Origin of the sequence: Paenarthrobacter sp. Z7-10, from assembly GCF_026932795.1 — a bacterium.
Taxonomy (GTDB): domain Bacteria; phylum Actinomycetota; class Actinomycetes; order Actinomycetales; family Micrococcaceae; genus Arthrobacter_M.
The window spans coordinates 1-18621 of record NZ_JADPVH010000068.1; the positions used below are offsets into that span (position 1 = coordinate 1).

The following is an 18621-nucleotide window of genomic DNA, read 5'->3' on the forward strand; positions in this document are numbered from 1 at the left end:
ACTAACAGCAGATGCACTCAAAACCGCTTTTGAGTGCATCTGCTGTTAGTCAGTTGGTAGGAGCGCGAGAATCTGTGGATAACGTTTCCAGCCTTCGTCGCGACGGGCATTGGGTCACGCGGTCCGGTCGACGGCGGCAAGAATGACCGCGCCGAGCTCGGCCGGTCGGGTGAACTGCGGCCAATGACCAGTGGGCAGGTCCACAAACTCGACGTCACGGATACGGCCGAGTTCGGCCACGTAAGGGTGCCCGTCCCGCATCCACTCCTGCAACTGGGACGCTGGGAATTCGCAGGCGATCACCGTGGCCGGGACCTCGAAACGGCACTCGTCATGGAGGTGCTGTCGATCGGAGGTGACAGCGCGCGGTTCCGGGACGGCGCGGGCGCGGAATGCCCGCCGCATTTCATCGTCCAGGTCCACGAGGTCGGCGTCGTCGAAGTCGTTCCACGGCGGCAGTGCCACGTCGTCGCCGTCGGCCGGCAGTTCGTCATTGATGACACCGCCCTCGCCCAGCGGCCCGCTGTCCACATAGATGGCCCGCGCCACATGCTCCGGACGCGAATCGACAGCACCGTGGATGATGGCGCCACCGCCGGAGTGACCGACCAGCACCACCGGTTGACCGAGGGAATCCATCACCGCCAGGACCGCGTCGATGTGGTCCCGGAGCCCTATCCCGGCCCGTGGCGCACCTCCGGCCTCCAGCCCGGGAAGTGTCAGCGGGTGAACCGTGTGCCCTGCTGCAACAAGGGGGGAGTGACCTCCGACCACGATGAAGCATCCAGCCAGAATCCGGGAACCAAAATGATATCCATGGCGAGACATTATCCCGCCCTGCTCGTCCCTGCAATCGAGGCGCGATGGCGCTGGACGCAAGTGGCGACGCCGGTGAAGGCCGCCTCCCTCGACCCCCTGAGCTGGGTAGCAGCAGATGCACTCAAAACCGCTTTTGAGTGCATCTGCTGTTACTCAGGTAAGAGCAACCCTACAATCTGTGGATAACCTCGGCATGGCTTGGCGAACATTGTCATGATTGGCGCATGCGACCCAGCGTTCCCCTCCCCGAGCCTTGGGGAGCAAGCCCTTTTACCGTCGCGGACGCGCTGTCCGCCGGAGTCAGTTACAGCCGTCTGCGGAATCGCGGCCTGGCCTGTCCGAGCCGCGGGGTCAGGAGTCCCGCTGGCGCTGCCGGCGACGACGGCAGCGGCGTTGGCACGGGCGACACTGCAGCTGGAGCGGCACAGCTGGCAAAACCGCTCTCGCGGGTGACCGGCCGATCGGCGGCTTCCCATGCAACGGCGTGGAAAATATGGGCATATCCGGGATACCTGCCCGGCGGCGATGACCCGCGCACGCACCTTTCCCGTGCAGCGGGGCTGGCCATTCCACGCCGTCGGGACGTGGTTGGCCACAAGACGCAGCTCTTCGACGACGAGGTTTGCTGCGTTGATGGCTTGTGGATCACTTCACGGGTGCGCACCTGGTTGGATATTTCCAGGCGCATGAGCGTGGACGAACTCACCGTTGTCGCGGATCATCTGCTCCGAATTCCGCGGCCAGGCTTTGAAGGCCGCTCAAAACCTTACGCGACCATGGCAGATCTTGCGGCCATATTGGATCGGCACAAGGGAACGCCGGGAATTCAGAAGGCACGGCTTGCCCTCGAGCAGGCTCGCGTCGGATCGGACTCCGCCCCCGAAACCCGCCTGCGTCTGGCCATTGGCAGAGCTGGCCTGCCGGATCCCCTGCTCAATGAGGTTGTTGATTTGGGAATAGGAGTTACGCGGCAACCGGACTTTTCATTCCCCGAATATCGGGTGGCTGCGGAATACGAAGGCGACACACACTCTCTGCCGGCGCAGGTCGTTCGGGATATCAGCCGCGAGGAGGACTTTATCCGCGCAGGCTGGCTGCAGTTGAGAATATCCAAACGGCACATGAGCGAGGACGCCAAGCCTGCCGTTGCCAAGATCCGCAACGCGCTGCTGTCCTGCGGCTGGTCGCCATCCCGCACGAACCGAGTAACAGCAGATGCGCTCATTTGGCGTTTTGAGTGCGTCTGCTGCTACCTACTTGGGAGGGGTGGGAACAATTGTGGGCCGCCACCGGTTGACCTGTACATTAGATGCAAACGCATCTAGATTTAGGACAGTAGACCAGTCCAGGATTCAGGACAGCGGACCTGTCAGGCTCGAGAGGAGCGGTCATGCAGATTGGCATTTTCACGGTGGGCGACGTTACCACCGACCCGACGAATCACAGCACCCCCACCGAACATGAGCGCATCAAGGCCATGACCACCATTGCCAAACATGCCGAAGAAGTGGGGATGGACGTTTTCGCCACCGGGGAACATCACAACCCACCCTTCGTCCCCAGCTCCCCCACCACCATGCTCGGTTACATCGCCGCGCAGACCGAGCGGATTATCCTCTCCACCTCCACCACACTGATCACGACAAACGATCCGGTGAAGATCGCCGAGGATTTCGCCATGCTCCAGCATGTGGCGGAGGGACGTGTGGACCTGATGCTCGGCCGCGGCAACACTGCTCCGGTCTATCCCTGGTTCGGCCGGAAGATGCAGGACAGCGTGGAGCTGTCGGTGGAGAATTACTCGCTGCTGCGCCAGCTCTGGGATCAGGAGGTGGTGGATTGGGAAGGCAAGTTCCGCACTCCGCTGCATGGCTTCACGTCCACGCCTCGCCCGCTCGACGGCGTTGCCCCCTTCGTTTGGCATGGTTCCATCCGCACGCCGCAGATAGCCGAAATCGCGGCATACTTCGGCGACGGCTTCTTCGCCAACAACATCTTCTGGCCCAAGGAGCACTACCAGCAGCTGATCAGCCTCTACCGCGAGCGCTATGAACACTATGGCCACGGCCAGGCGGACCAGGCGATTGTTGGGCTCGGCGGCCAGTTCTTCATCCGACCGAAATCCGAGGACGCAGTCCGTGATTTCCGGCCGTACTTTGACGATGCACCGGTGTATGGGCACGGGCCCTCTTTGGAGGACTTCACCTCCCAGACACCGCTGACTGTTGGCAGCCCTCAGGAGTTGATTGAGAAGACGCTGACATTCCGCGAGTTCTTTGGTGACTACCAGCGCCAGCTGTTCCTGATTGACCATGCTGGGCTGCCGCTGAAGACGGTCCTGGAACAGCTGGATCTGTTCGGTTCCGACGTCCTGCCCACACTGCGGAAAGAATTCGCTGCCCGCAAGCCGGCGCACGTGCCAGACGGTCCCACCTTCGCCTCCCGCAAGGCTGCCCGGCAGCTCGAGGCCGCAGTTCAGGAAGGGCGATGAGCCGCACGACTGAGCACCGCCGTATGGCTGCCGCGGCCTGGGAATCACTGTTCCGGGCGCAGGTGGCCGTGATCCGGAATTTGCAGGCGGATCCGGCATTCAAGCGCGTCAACATGCGTGAGTACGATGTGTTATTCAACCTTTCGCGCTGCCCCAGCGGCTGGCTGCGGCTTAATGAACTCAACGACCACGTCCTGCTCTCCCAGCCCAGCATCTCCCGGATGGTGGACCGGCTGGAGCGGCAGGGGTTGGTGCAGCGCCGGAGCGTGGAGCTGGACCGCCGTGGCGTGCTGATAGGGCTGACCGAGGCGGGAAGGACCCTGCAGCGCGAAATCGGCCGCGAACATGCCCGGGATATTGACAGACTGGTGGGCGCCGGCCTCTCGGGGGAGGAACTCCAGACCTTGAAAGTCCTCACCGATAAACTCCGCGCATCGATTCAGGGCAGCCCGGCAGTCAGGACGCGGAACAGCACGGTAGGCAGCAATGCAGACAACAAACACGACAGCACAGTAGGCAGCAATGCAGACAACAAACACGACAGCACACCGGACAGCGGTCCAGACGCTGCCCCACCCTGCGGGGCAAAGGCCTCAGCGTGAACGGATTTCGAGCCGACACCATGGCGGACCAGACGGGGCGCAAGGTACTGATTACCGGTGCGAACAGCGGTCTGGGATTCCAAGCCAGCCTGGCGTTCGCGCGCAAGGGTGCCGACGTTACGCTCGCCTGCCGGAACGTCGATCGCGGCGGGGCGGCCTTGGCCGCCATCGTCGAGGCCACCGGAACAACCAACTGCCGGGTCCTGGAGCTTGACCTGGGCAGCCTGGAATCAATCCGACGCTTCGCCGCGGGTTGGACGGGACCGCTGGATGTGATGGTCAACAATGCGGGGTTGATGGCCACGCTGAGGGCGACGACGACGGACGGCTTTGAGCAGCAGCTGGGGATCAATCACCTGGGCCATTTCGCCCTGAACGGTCTGCTGCTTCCGGCGCTGCGTGAAGCGCAGGCCGCCCGGGTCGTCGTCGTTTCCAGCATTGCGCACAAACGCGGCATGATTAATTTCGATGATCTGATGAGTCAGAGCAAGTACCGCCGATGGCGTGCCTACTGCCAAAGCAAGATCGCGAATCTGTATTTCGCGATGGAATTTGCCCGCCGACTTGAAGTCCGCGGCGAGCAGATCGTGGTTGCGGCCGCGCATCCGGGGTTGGCGAACACCCGGTTGTCGGCCAACATGGGCCGTGATCCAATGGCTCGCCTGACCAACGCCTTCATGACGCTAATGGCCCAGCCGGAACAGGCGGGCGTGCTTCCGGTCCTATACGCCGCCACCGCGGCGGATGTGCAGGGCGGCGAATTCTTCGGTCCCAATGGCCCGGGTGAGTCGCGCGGCGAGGTGGCCATGGTGGCGCCGGCCGCCCGAGTAGCCGACCTTGCTGTAGCGGACCGGCTTTGGCAGGTCAGCGAACAGCTCACCGAGGTGACCTTCCCCAACCTGCCCACGCTCGTGTCGAACTGAAGCGCTCCGGCCCGCGCTCGTGTGGAACTGAAGCGCTCCTGCCCACGCTCGTGTCGAACTGAAGCGCTCCTCCTCATCCCGCCGTCGTCGTCCTTCCAACCCGCACGTGATCACTGACCGAAGCCGGACAATTAATCCCATCCCTCCCAACTGAGTGACAGCAGATGCACTCAAAACGCCGAATGAGTGCATCTGCTGCCACCTACTTGGGGGCGGCGGGGCAGGGGTGGCGGGGCAGGGGTGGTGGGGCAGGGGTGGCGAGTTGGGGGTGGCGGGGCGGGGGTGGCTACTGGGTGACTTTCAGCGAGGTGATCATCCGGCGCAAATTGGTAAACTCCTTGCCCTTCATGTATTTCTGGGCTTGGGCAATGGTGCTGAAGGCCTGCACGCCGGCGGGGGGATCATCCAGGCTGCTGAGCTGCAGGACATCGCCAAACATGTAGGTGCCGGTCGCACGGCTGCTGACCACGTTGTAGATCCGGCAAGCCTGTGAGTCTGCGCCAGCGGCATGGTCGGTAATACCGTAGGAGCCCTAGAACTTATTGGTCCCCTGCAGCAGCCGGTAGACGAAGCGCGGTGGCACCGACTGCACGTCGCCTCCCTCCGATGGCAGCTTCATCGGCACGCTGGCCAACACGGTGTAGGGCCGGGCGTTGGCTGGCGGGCAGGCTCCTCCCAGGCCCTGAATTCCGCTCCGAAAAGTCGCCACCAGGCGGCCCGAAGGCTCCCGGACATTGACTCCAATAGCGCCCGCCGCAGATCCCGGGCGGGGAGTGGCCTGCTGGGTAATCCACTGCGCCGGCAGCTCGAAGCTGATCTTGTGGGCGGGATCGGTGTAGATTTTCCAGCCCGGTCCGGCGGTGGCCCCCGCTGTGGCAACACCGGTGCCGGCCGCCGCTCCGGTGGCGGCCGCCGTCGTCGTCGTCGGTGAGGCAGGCGATACCGAGCCGCCCGCCGTGCACGCGGAAAGCGCAACAGCGAGAATGCCGGCACCGGTGGCCAGGATCAGTGGCCCAAAGAACCGAATCCCATAGCCTGACAGCGTTGCCATGTCTCCTCCAGCGTTCAGCCGCCCCACCCGGAATGAATAAGTTAGGCCACAGCTTAGCCTGACCATGCGGAATTTCGGGGCCCGAATTCCCGCCGCACTCCTGCGGGTGCCCAACGGAACGTGTTCTGGGTCGCATCTGCCATCCTTTGGCATTGCCGCCGCGAATGGTTTATCGAGACAAGGAGCCATGATGACCTCACCAGCCACGCCGGAGCCGGGGCCTGATCCCCTGACGGCTTCAGACCTGCACCGGCGCATGTTTCCGACGCCGTTGGGAGAGGTCGCTGTTCGGCTCTCCGCCGCGGCGTCCAGCATGACGGACAAGGGATCGAGCACCGCCACTGTCTACCTGCACGGAGCTGCGGGATCCTGGACGACCTTCATACCGCTGCTGGCGGCGCAGACTGCTACGGCCCAGCGGCATACCGTGCTGCTGGACCTGCCGGGCTGGGGCGAATCGGCCCAAGGATTCGACGCCTCGGAGTTGAGCCTGCCGGCCATGGCGGCAGCGGTTACCGATATTCTCCGCGCGCTGGGCTATCGGAGGTGGAATCTGGTGGGCCATTCGATGGGTGGCTTCCTGGCGCTGCACATGGCGGCGACGGACCCGCAGCACACCGCCGGTGTTGTCGTCATCTCAGCCACCACCTTCGGCGTTGCCCAGTCAGCACGGGAGCCGGTGCGCGGGCTATTTCGTTTCCCTGCCTTCACGGGCATGCTCCTGGTGATGCGGGCCATGGCTGCGCTGGGCCGGCCGGGGCAGGCGCTGGTCCGGTCAATAGGGCGGACGTCGCTGATGCGGTTGCTGATGGCTCCCTTCTTTGCGATGCCCGCCGCCGTCTCCGCCGAAGTGCTCCGAAATCTGGGAAGCGACGCGCGACCGGCCGCCTTCGCTGCGGCCGCGCGGATCTCGGCACACTACGACTTCGGCGGTTGGCGCGGCATCCGGTGCCCGGTCCTGGCCATCCGCGGCGACAATGACGTTTTCACACCGGCATCAGATCTGGATCGGCTCACCGGGCTGGTGCCGCATGCCACCGGGCTGACGATTCCTGGCTGCGGCCACTTTGCGAACATCGAAAAGCCGGCAGCACTCAATGAGCTGCTCACCCACGCCCTGCACGCGGCGGATCATGAGGGCACACAGCTGCTCTGATCTGAGTCATAGGCTGGGAGAGGCATAGGGTGGGACTATGGACAGTCATTCCGAAGCCGGACACAGTGCCGTTGCCGTGACCGACTGGCGCATCCAGACGTTCGCCCTCTACGCCGAAGTGCGCGAGCTGGCGCTGTTGAACCCGTCCGCGGCACACCGGCTCTGGCGCCAACGCCGGAACGCCATGTTCCGGGAACATCCCGCCTCCGCTTTGGATGACGCCAAGAAGAGTTCCTTCACGGCCCTCCCGGTTCGGGAGTACGATCCGGATTTCCGCTGGACGTGCGAGCTGACTGACATCGGTGCAGGCGCCCGGATGACCTTCCAAACGGGCACGGACGGCGAAGTTCCCTTTCTTAGGCTGGGCAGCTTCGATGTGCCGGATGTTGGGCTGCTTGCCGTCTGGAAGCTGGAAAGCTACGGCGGCGGGATATTCCTCCCTTTCCGGGATTCGACGGCGGGCCGGCCAGACGGCGCTTACGGCGCGGGCCGCTACCTTCTGGACACCATTAAGGGCGCACACCTGGGGCAGGTGGGACGCAGCTTCGTGCTCGACTTCAACTTCGCGTACAACCCCTCTTGCGCCTACAACGAGGCTTGGGCTTGTCCTCTGCCGGGCAAGGACAACCGCGTTGAGGCCGCCATTCCCGTCGGCGAACAGTACCTCCCGGAGCTCGCAACCTGACTTCGCCGGACCAATGGGGTTTCAGCGGCGGAGAACCGGACGTTGCCCGATTCCGTGACCGCCCCGGTCCATTTCGCATCTTCCTTGTCCACAGCTAATTCCCAGCTGGATTTTGGCCACGGCCCGGTTAGATGAAAGAGTGTTAGGGATATGGCGATGAACGCTCGGGCCGAGTCTTTGAGGGGACACCCCCAGCAGGCTCCTGATATGTCGGGAGTTTCCGCGGGGCGCCTTGCCCCAGGAATCAAGACCCAAATCGGCAGTTTCCTGGCGGTCGGAGCGGTCTGCACCGCCGCTTCAGTGGCTCTCTTCGCTGTGCTGCGGCCGGCACTCGGCGTGCAATGGGCCAACACCATTTCGCTGGTGGCCACCTCAATTCTGAACACGGAACTCAATCGTCGGCACAGCTTTGGCATCAAGGAACGACGGCACTGGTTTCGGGACCACCGGCGCGGGCTGTGGGTCATGCTCCTTGCCCTGGGTCTGACCAGCGGAAGTCTGTGGATCCTGCATGCTGCTCTGCCACAGGCATCTGTCTTTGAAGAACTGCTGACCATTACCGCAGCGAACGTCCTCGCTGCAGCGACCCGTTTCACGCTGCTTCGCTATTGGATTTTCCGCCGGATCCGCAGCCGGTAGCAGGATCCGCAGCAGACCGTTGCCCGCCGCCGTGCACCGTTGCGCGCACGCGCCCACCGCGCACCGTGGCGCCCAGCCAGCCCTCCGCCTTAGCTTCTCTGCAGCCGGCCCAACTCGGTGACGGATTCGACGACGGCGTCCGCCGCGTCCTTGAGCATGGCCTCCGTCACGGAGGTACCAAAGCTGAATCGAACGGCTGTCTGGGCAAGTTCGCCCGCAATCCCGATCGCTGTGAGCACCGCCGAGGGATCATCGGATCCAGCCGCGCAGGCCGAACCGCTCGAGCACAGGACGGACCGCCGTTCCAGCTCCAGCAGCACGGATTCTCCACTGGTTCCGGGAAAACAGAACGAGGCCACCGACGGCAGCCTTCGTGTGCGGTGTCCGGTGAGCTGCGCGCCCGGTATCCGATCCAGCACCTCGGCAATGAATCCGTCCCGGAGCGCCGTAACCCTTTCCGCGGCGGTGGCACGCTCCGCCTCCGCCAACCGCAGCGCCGTGGCCAAAGCGACGGCGAACGCGACGTTCTCCGTTCCTGATCTGGAACCCCGCTCCTGCCCACCGCCGTGCAGCACCGGCTCGGCCTGTATGCGGGCCCGCAGATACAGGGCACCGATCCCCTTGGGTGCGCCGATCTTGTGACCCGAAAGGCTCAGGGCATCCACCCCGAGATCCGCCACGGTCAGCGGCAGCCAGCCGGCCGCCTGGACGGCGTCCGTGTGGATCGGCACCGAAGCGGACCGCGCGGCGGCCGCCAACGCCGCCAGCGGTTGCACGGTTCCGATCTCGTTGTTGGCATACATCACACTGGCCAGGGCAACATCGTCACCCAGCCGCGATGCGAAATCCGCGACCCCAACCTCTCCGTCCCGATCAACTGGCACGATGTCGACTGTGAAACCATGAAATCGGGCCAGATAACGGGCGGACTCCAGCACAGCAGGATGTTCGACGGCGCTGATCAGCAGCCGCCGTCGAGCCGGGTTTTCTGCCTGTCGAGCCAGCGCGATGCCCTTGATGGCCAAGTTGTCCGCCTCTGTTCCGCCGGCGGTAAAAACGATCTCGCCGGGCAGGCAGCCGAGAACGGCGGCTACGGTTTCCCGTGCCTGCCGAAGAGCCGCGGCCGCGCTGTCGCCCAGGGTGTGATGGCTGGAGGCGTTCCCAAACTCGCCGGTCAGATAGGGCCACATGGCCTCGATCACCTCCCGCCGAACAGGAGTGGTGGCGGCGGCGTCCAAAAAAATCACGTCGCCACGCTGATATCCAGCCCCAGATCCAGCGCCCGGACGCTGTGCGTCAGCGCGCCAACGGAAATGATGTCCACGCCAGTGGCTGCAATCGCCGCGATGGTCTGCAGGTTCACATTCCCGCTGGCTTCCACCAGCGCCCGCCCGGCGATGAGCCGAACACCCTCCGCCAGCTCGCCGGGACTGAAATTATCCAGCATGATGGTGTCGACGCCCGCGGCCAGCACCGGTTCAATCTGCTCCAGCCGGTCCACTTCCACTTCGAAATGGACGGTGTGCGGCAGCCTGCCCCGGACCCCGGCGAGCGCAGCGGTCAGCCTTCCCACATCCCCGCCAGTCAGCACGGCCAAATGATTATCCTTGGCCAGGACGGCGTCGGAGAGGCTGAAGCGGTGGTTCTGACCACCCCCGCAGCGCACCGCATAGCGCTCCAGCACGCGCAAGCCCGGTGTTGTCTTCCGGGTATCCACGACCCGTGCCGCGGTTCCCTCCACTAACCGGACATACTCTGCGGTGGTGGTGGCGATGGCGCTCATCCGCTGGGTCAGGTTCAGCGCCACCCGTTCGGCTGTCAGCACCGCCCGCGCCAGTCCGCTGACCTCGGCCAGCCGGGCTCCGGCCTCGAAGCTGGCCCCGTCGGCGAGCAGCAGTTGCACCTCGGCCCGGGGGTCCGTCAGCCTCATGGCGGGCGCGAAGACAGGGCCGCCACTGAAGATGCCAGCCTCCCGCGCCACCAGCGACGCCGTGGCCCGCGCATCCGCCGGCAGCAGCGCCGCAGAGGTGATGTCACCGTTGGGCGCATCCTCCTCCAGTGCGGCGATCAGAATCCTGCGGACGGCGGCTTCGGGCAGACTCCCCGGATCAACTGTGGTCATGACGACTCGCTTTCGGTATTCATGTTGCGGCACCGCCGGGGGCGGTGCTGTTGCGGAAGGCCGTCCGGACGACGACGGCTGCCGCAGTTTGGGAGTCAGCGGCGGCGCCGGCGGGACTGGAAACACCGGCGGGAACCGAAGGGCGGGGTGCGTCCGGAAAGTCACTGCGGAAATGGGCTCCGATCGAATCCTGCCGGCCGCGGGCTGCGTGTACCAGCAGCTGGGCCGCGAGGCGCAGGTTCTCGACTTCCCAACTGTCCTGATCGTCCGGGACCGTTCCCCACGTGGCCAGCTGCTTGGCGGCCACGGCCAATGTGGCTCCGTCCCGGACCACTCCCGCCTGGGCGGACATCAGCCGCCGCAGTTCGGAGCGGTCAAAAGCCAATCCTCCGCCAGCCAGATCGGCGGCGATGGCCGGGAACGCCGGCCACGGTTCCTGGCCTGTGCTTCCGGCTAGGAATTCCTGCACCGCGCGACGGGAAAAAACCAGCCCCTCCAGCAACGAATTGGACGCCAGCCGGTTGGCACCATGCACCCCTGTACAGGCCACCTCGCCCGCGGCATACAGCCCGGGTACCGACGTGCGGCCCTGCAAATCCGTGGCCACGCCACCCATCCAGTAATGCGCGGCCGGAAGAACCGGCAATGCCTCCCTGGTCCAATCGAATCCCAGCCGGCGCGTGGCGGCGTCGATGCTGGGAAAGCGGGCGGCCAAGTAGCCCGCACCCCGCTCCGCTTCGACCGCCGTGGCATCGAGGTGGACCGTCGCGTCCGGATCGGCCTGCAGAGCCCGCAGGTGTTCGGTAATGCTGCGGGCCACCACGTCCCGGGGAGCCAATTCAGCCTCCGGGTGGTAGTCCGGCATGAACCGATATCCGGTTGGATCGCGCAGCACCGCCCCGACGCCGCGCACCGCTTCGGAAATCATGAAATCCCCCGGTACAGCCAACGCGGTGGGATGGAATTGAAAGAATTCCGCATCGGCCAGCACCGCACCGGCGCGCCAGGCGGCGGCCACGCCGTCGGCGGTGGCACCGGCCGGATTGGTGCTGTGCTCGAACATCCCGCCGGCACCGCCGGTGGCCAGCAGCACTGCGTCGGCAGGCAGGTCATGCCCGACCCCGCCGCGGAGGTAGCTGACCCCGGTGGCCCGTCCCGCCGTCGTCGTTATCCCGGTTAAAAAAGCGTGGGTCAGGAGCTCGATGCGTCCGGCGGCTTCGAGGACCCGCACCGCAGTCGTCAGTGCGTCGGTAATCCCGGCGCCGGTTGCATCACCGCCAGCATGCAGAATCCTGGCAGCGGAGTGGGCGGCCTCCAAACCCAGGGAGCGCCGGCCCGTTCCGGCATCGGTGTCAAAAACCACGCCTAGGCCTTCCATCCGGGCAATGTCCGCGCTGGCTTCCGTACACAGGGCGTGCGCCGCGGCTGGATCACTGAGGCCTGCGCCGGCCCGCAGGGTGTCGGCGATATGCGCTTCCACGCTGTCGCCCGGAGCCACCTGGTCCGCTCCCAGCACCGCGCAGATCCCGCCCTGCGCGGCATAGCTGTTGCTCTGCCCCAGTGCACCCTTGCTGATCAGCGTCACCTGTGCGCCGCCGTCGGCCGCCAGCAGCGCACCGTAGAGACCGGCGATGCCGCTGCCGACGACGACGATCCGGGCGCTGCCGCCGGATCGCCGATCGTGGAGACCTTGGGACGACGACGACGAAGCCGTCGTTGGCAATGCTGACGCCGCCGCCGAAGCTGACGTCGCCGCCGCCGTCGCCGTCGCCGTGGGACATGCTGATGCCGCCGTCGCCGTGGGACATGCTGATGCCGCCGTCGTCCGGAATTTCGTCATGGCCGCGCCGCCAGCATACGCTCCAGCGCCACCCGTGCCCCGGTGGCAACCTCCTCCGGCACGACAATTTGGTTCAGCACTTCCCCGCGCACCAGTCCTTCCAGCACCCAGGCCAGATAGCCAGGATGGATCCGATACATCGTCGAACACGGGCAGATCACCGGATCCAGGCAGAAAATGGTGTGCTGCGGATTCTCCGCGGCCAATCGGTTGACCATGTTGATCTCGGTGCCGATGGCAAACGTGCTGCCCGCCGGCGCGGCCTTGATGGCCCTGAGGATGTAGTCCGTGGACCCGGATTCATCCGCCGCATCCACCACCGGCATCGGGCATTCCGGATGCACGATCACGCGGACGTCCGGATATTGGGCCCGGGCCTTCTCGATCTGCGCCACGGTGAAGCGCTTGTGCACCGAACAGAATCCGTGCCACAGGATCACTCTGGCCTGGCGCAGGGTTTGTTCGTCGCTGCCGCCCCAGGCCTTGCGCGGGCTCCACATCGGCATCTGCTCCAGCGGCACGCCCATTGCCTTGGCGGTGTTGCGGCCAAGGTGCTGGTCCGGAAAGAAGAGCACCCGCTGCCCGCGGGCGAAGGCCCACTCCAGCACAGTGGTGGCATTGGAGGAGGTGCAGACGATGCCCCCGTGCCGGCCGCAAAAGTCCTTCAATGCGGCCGAGGAATTCATGTACGTCACAGGGATCACCGGAACCCGGCCAGCGGCGTCCGGCTCGCTGCCATAGAGCTCCTCGAGCTGCTCCCAGCAGGCGGTCACGGATTCAATGTCCGCCATGTCAGCCATCGAGCAGCCTGCCGCGAGGTTGGGCAGGATCACGGACTGCTGCGCTCCGGAGAGCATGTCAGCCGTTTCGGCCATGAAATGCACCCCGCAAAACACTATTGCCTCGGCCTCCGGGCGGGAGCGCGCCGCATTGGCCAGCTGGAAGGAATCCCCCACAAAATCGGCGAAGGCGATGACCTCGTCGCGCTGGTAGAAGTGGCCCAGGATCACCAGTTTCCCGCCGAGCTGCGCCTTCGCCGCCAGGATGCGGCGGCTCAGTTCCGGGCCGCTGGCGTCCTTGTATTCCTGCGGGAGCTGCCCCTGCCGCGGGGTGGCGGGCGGTGCCACGTCCGACGACGACGCTCCCGGGCCATAGCCGGGGGCGCCGGCCAGCGCTTCGGTCAGGTCGAACTCCCACGGCCCATCGGCCAGCTTCGGGCTGCAGGCGGTGGTGGCCGGGGCCACCGGGGACCGGCGGGGGCCGCGGGCGGTTTCCCGGGTGGCTTCGAGCTGGATAGCGGTATTCACTGAAGGCATGATGTGCTCCGTGGTGCTAATGGAAGGTTGAGGGTGCAGGGGCGGGATCTTCGGCAGGGTGGACCATGGCCGGCGTGGAGTCGGAGGGTTGGCCTCGGACGGGACTGCGGCTTACCGGCCGGTCTCCGTCGGGGCTGCTTGCCGGGCCAGCGGTGTCAACGCTGCTCAGCACCGCGGCACTGCCCGTGTAGCGGTACAACCGCGGCGGGCGGTGTTTACCTCCCTGCAGGTAATCCTCGGTTGCTTCAATATGCGCCGTGGCCTTGAGCTGGCGACGAAAGTTGGCGGGGTCCAGTTTGCGGTCCAGCACGGCTTCATAAACCTCGCGGACCTGCGCCAGCGTGAATGTACGCCCCAGCAGGTGGTAGGCAATCGACCCGTACTCCATCTTGTTGCGCAGCCGCCACAGCGCGTATTCGACAATTTCATTGTGATCGAAGGCGAGCCGCTCCAGCTTGTCCGCACGGAACCACCTGACATTGGCGGATTCCTCAGCCAGAACTGCCTCGGTGGGCTGGGCCAGCGCCCAATACACAATCGAAACCACCCGCTGGTCCGGCGAGCGGTGCAGGCCGCCGAACGCGTAAAGCTGTTCCAGGTACTGCGGGGCCAAGCCTGTGGTCTCGCGCAGATTACGCCCCGCAGCATCCAGCAGGGATTCTGCCTGCGTCAAGGGCCCACCGGGCAGGGCCCAAAGCCCCTTGAACGGCTCGCGGATCCGCCGCACCAGGGGCAACCAGAGCGTCGGTCGACCCGAGACGGCGCTGGGGCGCAGGGCAAAGATGACCGTCGAGATGGCCAGGGACGGCGGCAATTGCATCCGCTCGGTAACATTCGCCGAGTTGGGACGTGCCGTCTTGACCGTGGCTGCGCCGAATCCCACCGGATCGGAGACAACCGCACCCGGTTCGGCCGCGCCGCCTCCGACTCCGCCGGATCGGATAGCACCGGATCCGGCAGCGGCCGATGAAGCAGCCTCGACAGGAGCGGCGACACTTAGCACCGCAGCCTGCTCTTCGGGGGAACCGGGTCGCATGATCAGAACCGCCTCATGGGGTTAGAACCAAAATACTTAAAGTCATGTTGACTACAACTCATAATACGACGATTGCACAGCCCGACCAAATATGAGGGCCAGGAAGTCTGACCTCTGCGGGAATCGCCCTCCCACCTTGTCGCCGCCGACGGCGATGGCACACAGCTGGCGGTGGAGGAACGTGGCCTTCCAGTCGAGGGGATTGCCAAACACGGCGCCGGGCATCGCGCAAACCATCATCCGGCGTCCGCTCCAACGCGTCGCGGAAACAATTATCTATCCCGCGGGCCTGCGTCCGCCGGATAGATGGCGACTGCGGCCGCCTTGACCACGAAGTAGACCTCAATACCGGGCTCCAGTCCAAGATCGGCTGCCGCGGACGCGCTGACATCCGCCGACAGCTCTCCCGCCCGGATCCTGATTTGTCCACCGTGCGGCTCCAGGTCCGTGATGGTGACTCGAAAGCTGTTGCGCGGGCTGCCATGGGCAGGTTCCATAAAAACGGAAACAGCGGAGGGCAGGAAAACGGCAATACCCTGCTGCCCCGGAAGGGCTGAAGCATCAAGCTGGCCGAAAACGCGGTCGCCACCCTCATCCCCGGCGCGACGCCGGCCATCTGGGTCGCGACCAGCTCCACGGCTGCCCGCAGGGTCGCTGACAGCTCCGCCACTGCGCCCAACGCCGCTGAGGGCGCCGTCGCCGGTAACGACGCCTGTGAGCAGATTCAGTCCGGCCAGCCCGGCAGCGAAATTGCTGCGGGGCCGCTCCAGCACCTCGCGGGTTGGGCCTGCCTCGATGATGCGGCCCTGGTCCATCACCAGAATCCGATCCGCGAGCATGAGCGCATCGAGAATGTCATGGGTGACGATGATGGCACGCCTGTCCCTGAGCACCCGTTTGAGCAGCCTGCGCAGCAGCGGAGCAGAATCGATGTCCAATGCGGCCATGGGCTCATCCAGCAGGAGCAGATCGGGACTGGCCGCCAGCGCTCTGGCTACGGCCACCCGCTGGGCCTGGCCGCCGGAGAGCTGGGCCGGCCGGCGGTCGGCCAGTTCGGGTATGTCGACTTCCGTCAGCCAATGCAACGCCAGCCCGTGGGCCTCGCGGCGGCTCATTCCGGCGCTCCGTGGTCCGAAACCAACGTTATCCAGCGAACTGAGATGGGGAAAGAGTAAGGGCTCCTGAGCCAGCAGTACGGTGCCGCGCTCATGCGGCTGGGTCCATATCTCCGGGCTGCCGTTGAGGTCGAAAAAAACTTTGTCATTCATCTGCGCCGCGCCGCTGTCCGGCCGAAGCAGTCCGGCAATGATGGCGAGCAGCGTCGACTTCCCGGCCCCATTCGGACCCAATATGGCGACGGTCTCCCCCGCAGCGACTTGGAGCGAAACGCTGAATCCGCGGGCGGCGATATCCGCCTCAACCTGGAAAGTCATCGGGTCCGGGTTTCCACCAGCGCAGCCAATGGCCTTCGATAGGAAAGCCCCACCACCAGAACGGCAATGGCTACCAGCACCAGGGACAGTGCCACGGCTGCGTCGGGGTCGGTCTCCCGCTGCAGGTAAATTTCCAACGGCAGGGTGCGGGTCACACCCTGCAGACTGCCGGCGAAAGTCAGCGTCGCGCCAAATTCCCCCAAGCTCCGGGCAAAAGACAGTACCGCTCCAGAAGCAAGGCCGGGGAGAACCAAAGGCAGCGTCACCCGGCGCAGGACCGTCGTTGGACGGGCGCCAAGAGTGGCCGCCACCGCCTCATATCTTTGACCAGCGCTCCGCAGCGAGCCCTCAAGGCTCAGCACGAGGAACGGCAGGGCGACGAACGTCTGGGCGAGGACCACCGCCGTCGTCGAAAATGCGATCTGGATGCCTGCAACCTGCAGGGTATGCCCCAAAAGCCCCTGCCGCCCGAAGGTATAGAGCAGGGCGATGCCGCCGACGACGGGCGGCAGCACCAGCGGCAGCAGCACGAACGAGCGCAGCAGTCGCTGCCCAGGAAAGGTCCCGCGGGCGAGCACCAGCGCCATCGGAACCCCCAGCAGGATGCACGCCGTGGTGCTGGCTGCGGACGTGCGCAAACTCAAGCCAAGGGCGGTCAGGGACGACTCCGATGTTACGAGGGTAAGGAAATTCGGCCAGTCCACCCGGACCACCATCGCCGCCAACGGCAGCAGCACAAAAACGGCGCCTATTGCCGCAATGGCATAGATCCATGCCGGGATTCCGTCGTAGCCGCCACCGGCGCGGGCCCGCATGCTAGGGCTTCCCGAAGCCGGCGCTGGCCAGGATTCTCTGTCCGGTGCTGCCCTTGACCAGGGCGGTGAATGCGGCTGCCAGCCTCTTGTTTTTGCTGCCTTCAACCGTGGCGATCGGGTAAGTGTTCACGGCCTTGGCAGCGGCATCAAAGGGTATTCCCTTCACCTTGCCGCCGGCGTCACGAATATCGGTGACGTAGACGAGGCCTGCGTCCGCCTCGCCGGCAGCCACCTTTCCGAGCACATCCGTCACTGACGACTCCTCGCTCACGGGCTTGAGCGTCGTTCCGGTGGCGGCTTCAACGGTTTTAGCAGCCGCACCACATGGCACCTGGCTTGCGCAGATGACAACTTTGACGCCGGGCTTGGCCAGGTCAGCGAAGGAGTGCACCGACGCCGGGTTGGCGGAAGGAACAGCGATCGTCAGGACATTGGTGGCGAAGTTGGCCGGCGCGCCGTCGATAAGTGAGGCAGTCACGAGCCGGTCCATGTTTGCGGCATCGGCGGAGGCGAAGACATCTGCCGGCGCTCCTGCAATGATTTGGGTGACCAGGTCCGAGGAGCCGGCGAAACTGAGTGCGACCTTCGTTCCGGGATGGACGCGTTCAAACTCGGTTGCCAATTTGGTGAAAGTGGACTTCAGCGACGCCGCCGCAAAGACACTGACTTTCCCGGACAGCGCCGACGACGTTCCGGTGCTGCCGCCGTTGGTGGACCCAGCGCCGGTTGCGGTGGAACCACAGCCAGTCAGGCACGCACTGAGAATGGCCACCAAGATCAACCCGGTGCCGCGGAATCGGTGGCCGATCACGGAACACTCCTGCCCTGTGGGGTTTCCACAATGACAGTGGTGGCCTTGACCACGGCAGTCGCTACGGACCCCGGCTCCAGTCCGAGCTCCCGGACGGCCTCGCTGCTCATCAGCGAAACGATGCGGTAGGGCCCGCACTGCAGCTCCACCTGAGCCATTACCTGGTCCGCTGTGACCTCGGTGACCAGGCCAACAAACCTGTTCCGGGCCGAACTGCCTGTGCCACTCGGGTCTTGGGGCAGGACAGCCTGTTTCCGCGCAAGCTGGGCCAGTTCCAGACCGTCGACGACGGACCGGCCGGCCACATCCTTGGAGCGGTTCAGGGTTCCGTTGTCCGTCCATCGGCGCACGGTGTCGTCACTGACGCCCAGGAACCGGGCGGCGTCTGCAATACGTATTTGCGTCACGGCTCGATTGTAGACCCGTGGATGCGGTTTGCCGGGGGGCAGAATCCCTCAACTGCCTATTTGACTGTATGCAGCCGGATCACTAGGGGTCGTGCAGCCATGGACCCGAGCGGCTCTTCAGCCCGGTAGATTGGCGGCGGCCTCGAGCAGCGGAAGCGTCCTGCCCTGGAAATGCGTGTTGAGTACTAGAACTGAGGAAGAGCGCTGGACCGTGCGGGTGGCGATAATGGCGTCCAGAACCCGCTGCAGGTCGGAATTGGAACGTGCGGCCAGCCTCGCCATCAGGTCGCTGCTGCCCGATGTGGACTTCAAGGATCTCCGGGATGGCTGCTAGGTGGGTGGGTCGGTAGTGGTTTGACGTCGGGTTTGGTGTCGTAGCGGCTTTTTGTTCCTGCCGGGCTGGATCGGTGCGGGTTGCTGGTTCGTGGGGCGCGACCGTGTCGGTCGGTGCTTTCGCCTTCCTTGGATGGTCTCC

General features: G+C 65.1%; 19 protein-coding genes and 1 pseudogene. 7 read left to right on the plus strand and 13 right to left on the minus strand.

All coding sequences use genetic code 11. The features are described 5' to 3' along the window. Positions 1 to 114: 114 nt before the first annotated feature. Positions 115 to 818 (minus strand): annotated as a pseudogene (locus IV498_RS16285) (alpha/beta fold hydrolase). A 225-nt stretch (positions 819 to 1043) separates the two neighbouring features. On the opposite strand from IV498_RS16285, the gene IV498_RS16290 reads away from it, so the two are divergent. From IV498_RS16290 to IV498_RS16305, 4 genes are all read left to right on the plus strand, one after another. Then, the gene (locus IV498_RS16290; RefSeq protein ID WP_269048142.1) at positions 1044 to 2144 is read left to right on the plus strand and encodes an endonuclease domain-containing protein; all 1101 of its coding nucleotides are present in this window, start codon (positions 1044 to 1046) and stop codon (positions 2142 to 2144) included. 65 nt (positions 2145 to 2209) lie between these two features. Then, positions 2210 to 3310, plus strand: coding sequence for an LLM class flavin-dependent oxidoreductase (locus IV498_RS16295; RefSeq protein WP_269048143.1), 1101 nt, complete (start codon positions 2210 to 2212; stop codon positions 3308 to 3310). After that, a complete protein-coding gene (locus tag IV498_RS16300; protein ID WP_330059763.1) occupies positions 3307 to 3912 on the plus strand; it encodes a MarR family winged helix-turn-helix transcriptional regulator in 606 nt (201 codons plus the stop codon). The genes IV498_RS16295 and IV498_RS16300 overlap by 4 nt, the downstream gene beginning before the upstream one ends. Next, positions 3909 to 4835, plus strand: a complete 927-nt coding sequence (locus IV498_RS16305; protein WP_269048144.1) for an oxidoreductase — start codon at positions 3909 to 3911, stop codon at positions 4833 to 4835. Before IV498_RS16300 ends, IV498_RS16305 begins: the two co-directional genes overlap by 4 nt. Positions 4836 to 5121: 286 nt before the next feature. Here IV498_RS16305 and IV498_RS16310 read toward each other — a convergent pair whose 3' ends face one another. Then, on the minus strand, positions 5122 to 5304 hold the full coding sequence (locus IV498_RS16310; protein WP_269048145.1) for a hypothetical protein: 183 nt from the start codon (positions 5302 to 5304) through the stop codon (positions 5122 to 5124). Between the two features lie 63 nt (positions 5305 to 5367). Continuing rightward, positions 5368 to 5886, minus strand: coding sequence for a hypothetical protein (locus IV498_RS16315; RefSeq protein ID WP_269048146.1), 519 nt, complete (start codon positions 5884 to 5886; stop codon positions 5368 to 5370). Positions 5887 to 6073: 187 nt separating this feature from the next. Here IV498_RS16315 and IV498_RS16320 point away from each other — a divergent pair, with 187 nt between their 5' ends. From IV498_RS16320 to IV498_RS16330, 3 genes are all read left to right on the plus strand, one after another. Beyond that, positions 6074 to 7042: an alpha/beta fold hydrolase gene (locus IV498_RS16320; RefSeq protein WP_269048147.1), complete on the plus strand. Its 969-nt coding sequence runs from the start codon at positions 6074 to 6076 to the stop codon at positions 7040 to 7042. Between the two features lie 37 nt (positions 7043 to 7079). After that, a complete protein-coding gene (locus tag IV498_RS16325; protein ID WP_269048148.1) occupies positions 7080 to 7727 on the plus strand; it encodes a DUF1684 domain-containing protein in 648 nt (215 codons plus the stop codon). A gap of 207 nt (positions 7728 to 7934) precedes the next feature. Further along, on the plus strand, positions 7935 to 8366 hold the full coding sequence (locus IV498_RS16330) for a GtrA family protein (protein ID WP_269048149.1): 432 nt from the start codon (positions 7935 to 7937) through the stop codon (positions 8364 to 8366). 89 nt (positions 8367 to 8455) lie between these two features. Here the strand turns inward: IV498_RS16330 and IV498_RS16335 are convergent, their stop codons facing one another. The 10 genes from IV498_RS16335 to IV498_RS16380 form a co-directional block, all read right to left on the minus strand. Next, positions 8456 to 9613 (minus strand): cysteine desulfurase family protein, encoded by a 1158-nt coding sequence (locus IV498_RS16335; protein ID WP_269048150.1) that lies wholly within the window; start codon positions 9611 to 9613, stop codon positions 8456 to 8458. Continuing rightward, a complete protein-coding gene (gene nadC, locus IV498_RS16340) occupies positions 9610 to 10488 on the minus strand; it encodes a carboxylating nicotinate-nucleotide diphosphorylase (protein ID WP_269048151.1) in 879 nt (292 codons plus the stop codon). The genes IV498_RS16335 and nadC overlap by 4 nt, the downstream gene beginning before the upstream one ends. Before the next feature lie 19 nt (positions 10489 to 10507). Next, positions 10508 to 12328, minus strand: a complete 1821-nt coding sequence (gene nadB / locus IV498_RS16345) for an L-aspartate oxidase (RefSeq protein WP_269048152.1) — start codon at positions 12326 to 12328, stop codon at positions 10508 to 10510. After that, positions 12325 to 13644, minus strand: a complete 1320-nt coding sequence (nadA, locus tag IV498_RS16350; protein ID WP_269048153.1) for a quinolinate synthase NadA — start codon at positions 13642 to 13644, stop codon at positions 12325 to 12327. Before nadA ends, nadB begins: the two co-directional genes overlap by 4 nt. A gap of 16 nt (positions 13645 to 13660) precedes the next feature. Next, positions 13661 to 14464 carry an NUDIX hydrolase gene (locus IV498_RS16355; protein ID WP_269048158.1) on the minus strand — a complete coding sequence of 268 codons (804 nt, stop codon included), beginning with the start codon at positions 14462 to 14464 and terminating at the stop codon, positions 13661 to 13663. A 488-nt stretch (positions 14465 to 14952) separates the two neighbouring features. Next, positions 14953 to 16113, minus strand: coding sequence for a sulfate/molybdate ABC transporter ATP-binding protein (locus IV498_RS16360; protein ID WP_269048154.1), 1161 nt, complete (start codon positions 16111 to 16113; stop codon positions 14953 to 14955). Next, the gene (locus tag IV498_RS16365) at positions 16110 to 16928 is read right to left on the minus strand and encodes an ABC transporter permease (protein ID WP_269048155.1); all 819 of its coding nucleotides are present in this window, start codon (positions 16926 to 16928) and stop codon (positions 16110 to 16112) included. Before IV498_RS16365 ends, IV498_RS16360 begins: the two co-directional genes overlap by 4 nt. Before the next feature lies 1 nt (position 16929). Continuing rightward, positions 16930 to 17739: a molybdate ABC transporter substrate-binding protein gene (gene modA / locus IV498_RS16370; protein WP_269048156.1), complete on the minus strand. Its 810-nt coding sequence runs from the start codon at positions 17737 to 17739 to the stop codon at positions 16930 to 16932. Then, complete coding sequence (locus IV498_RS16375; RefSeq protein ID WP_269048157.1) at positions 17736 to 18146, minus strand: TOBE domain-containing protein; 411 nt, start codon at positions 18144 to 18146, stop codon at positions 17736 to 17738. Before IV498_RS16375 ends, modA begins: the two co-directional genes overlap by 4 nt. Positions 18147 to 18263: 117 nt before the next feature. Beyond that, positions 18264 to 18458 (minus strand): Lrp/AsnC ligand binding domain-containing protein, encoded by a 195-nt coding sequence (locus IV498_RS16380; protein WP_330059766.1) that lies wholly within the window; start codon positions 18456 to 18458, stop codon positions 18264 to 18266. Positions 18459 to 18621 lie beyond the last annotated feature (163 nt).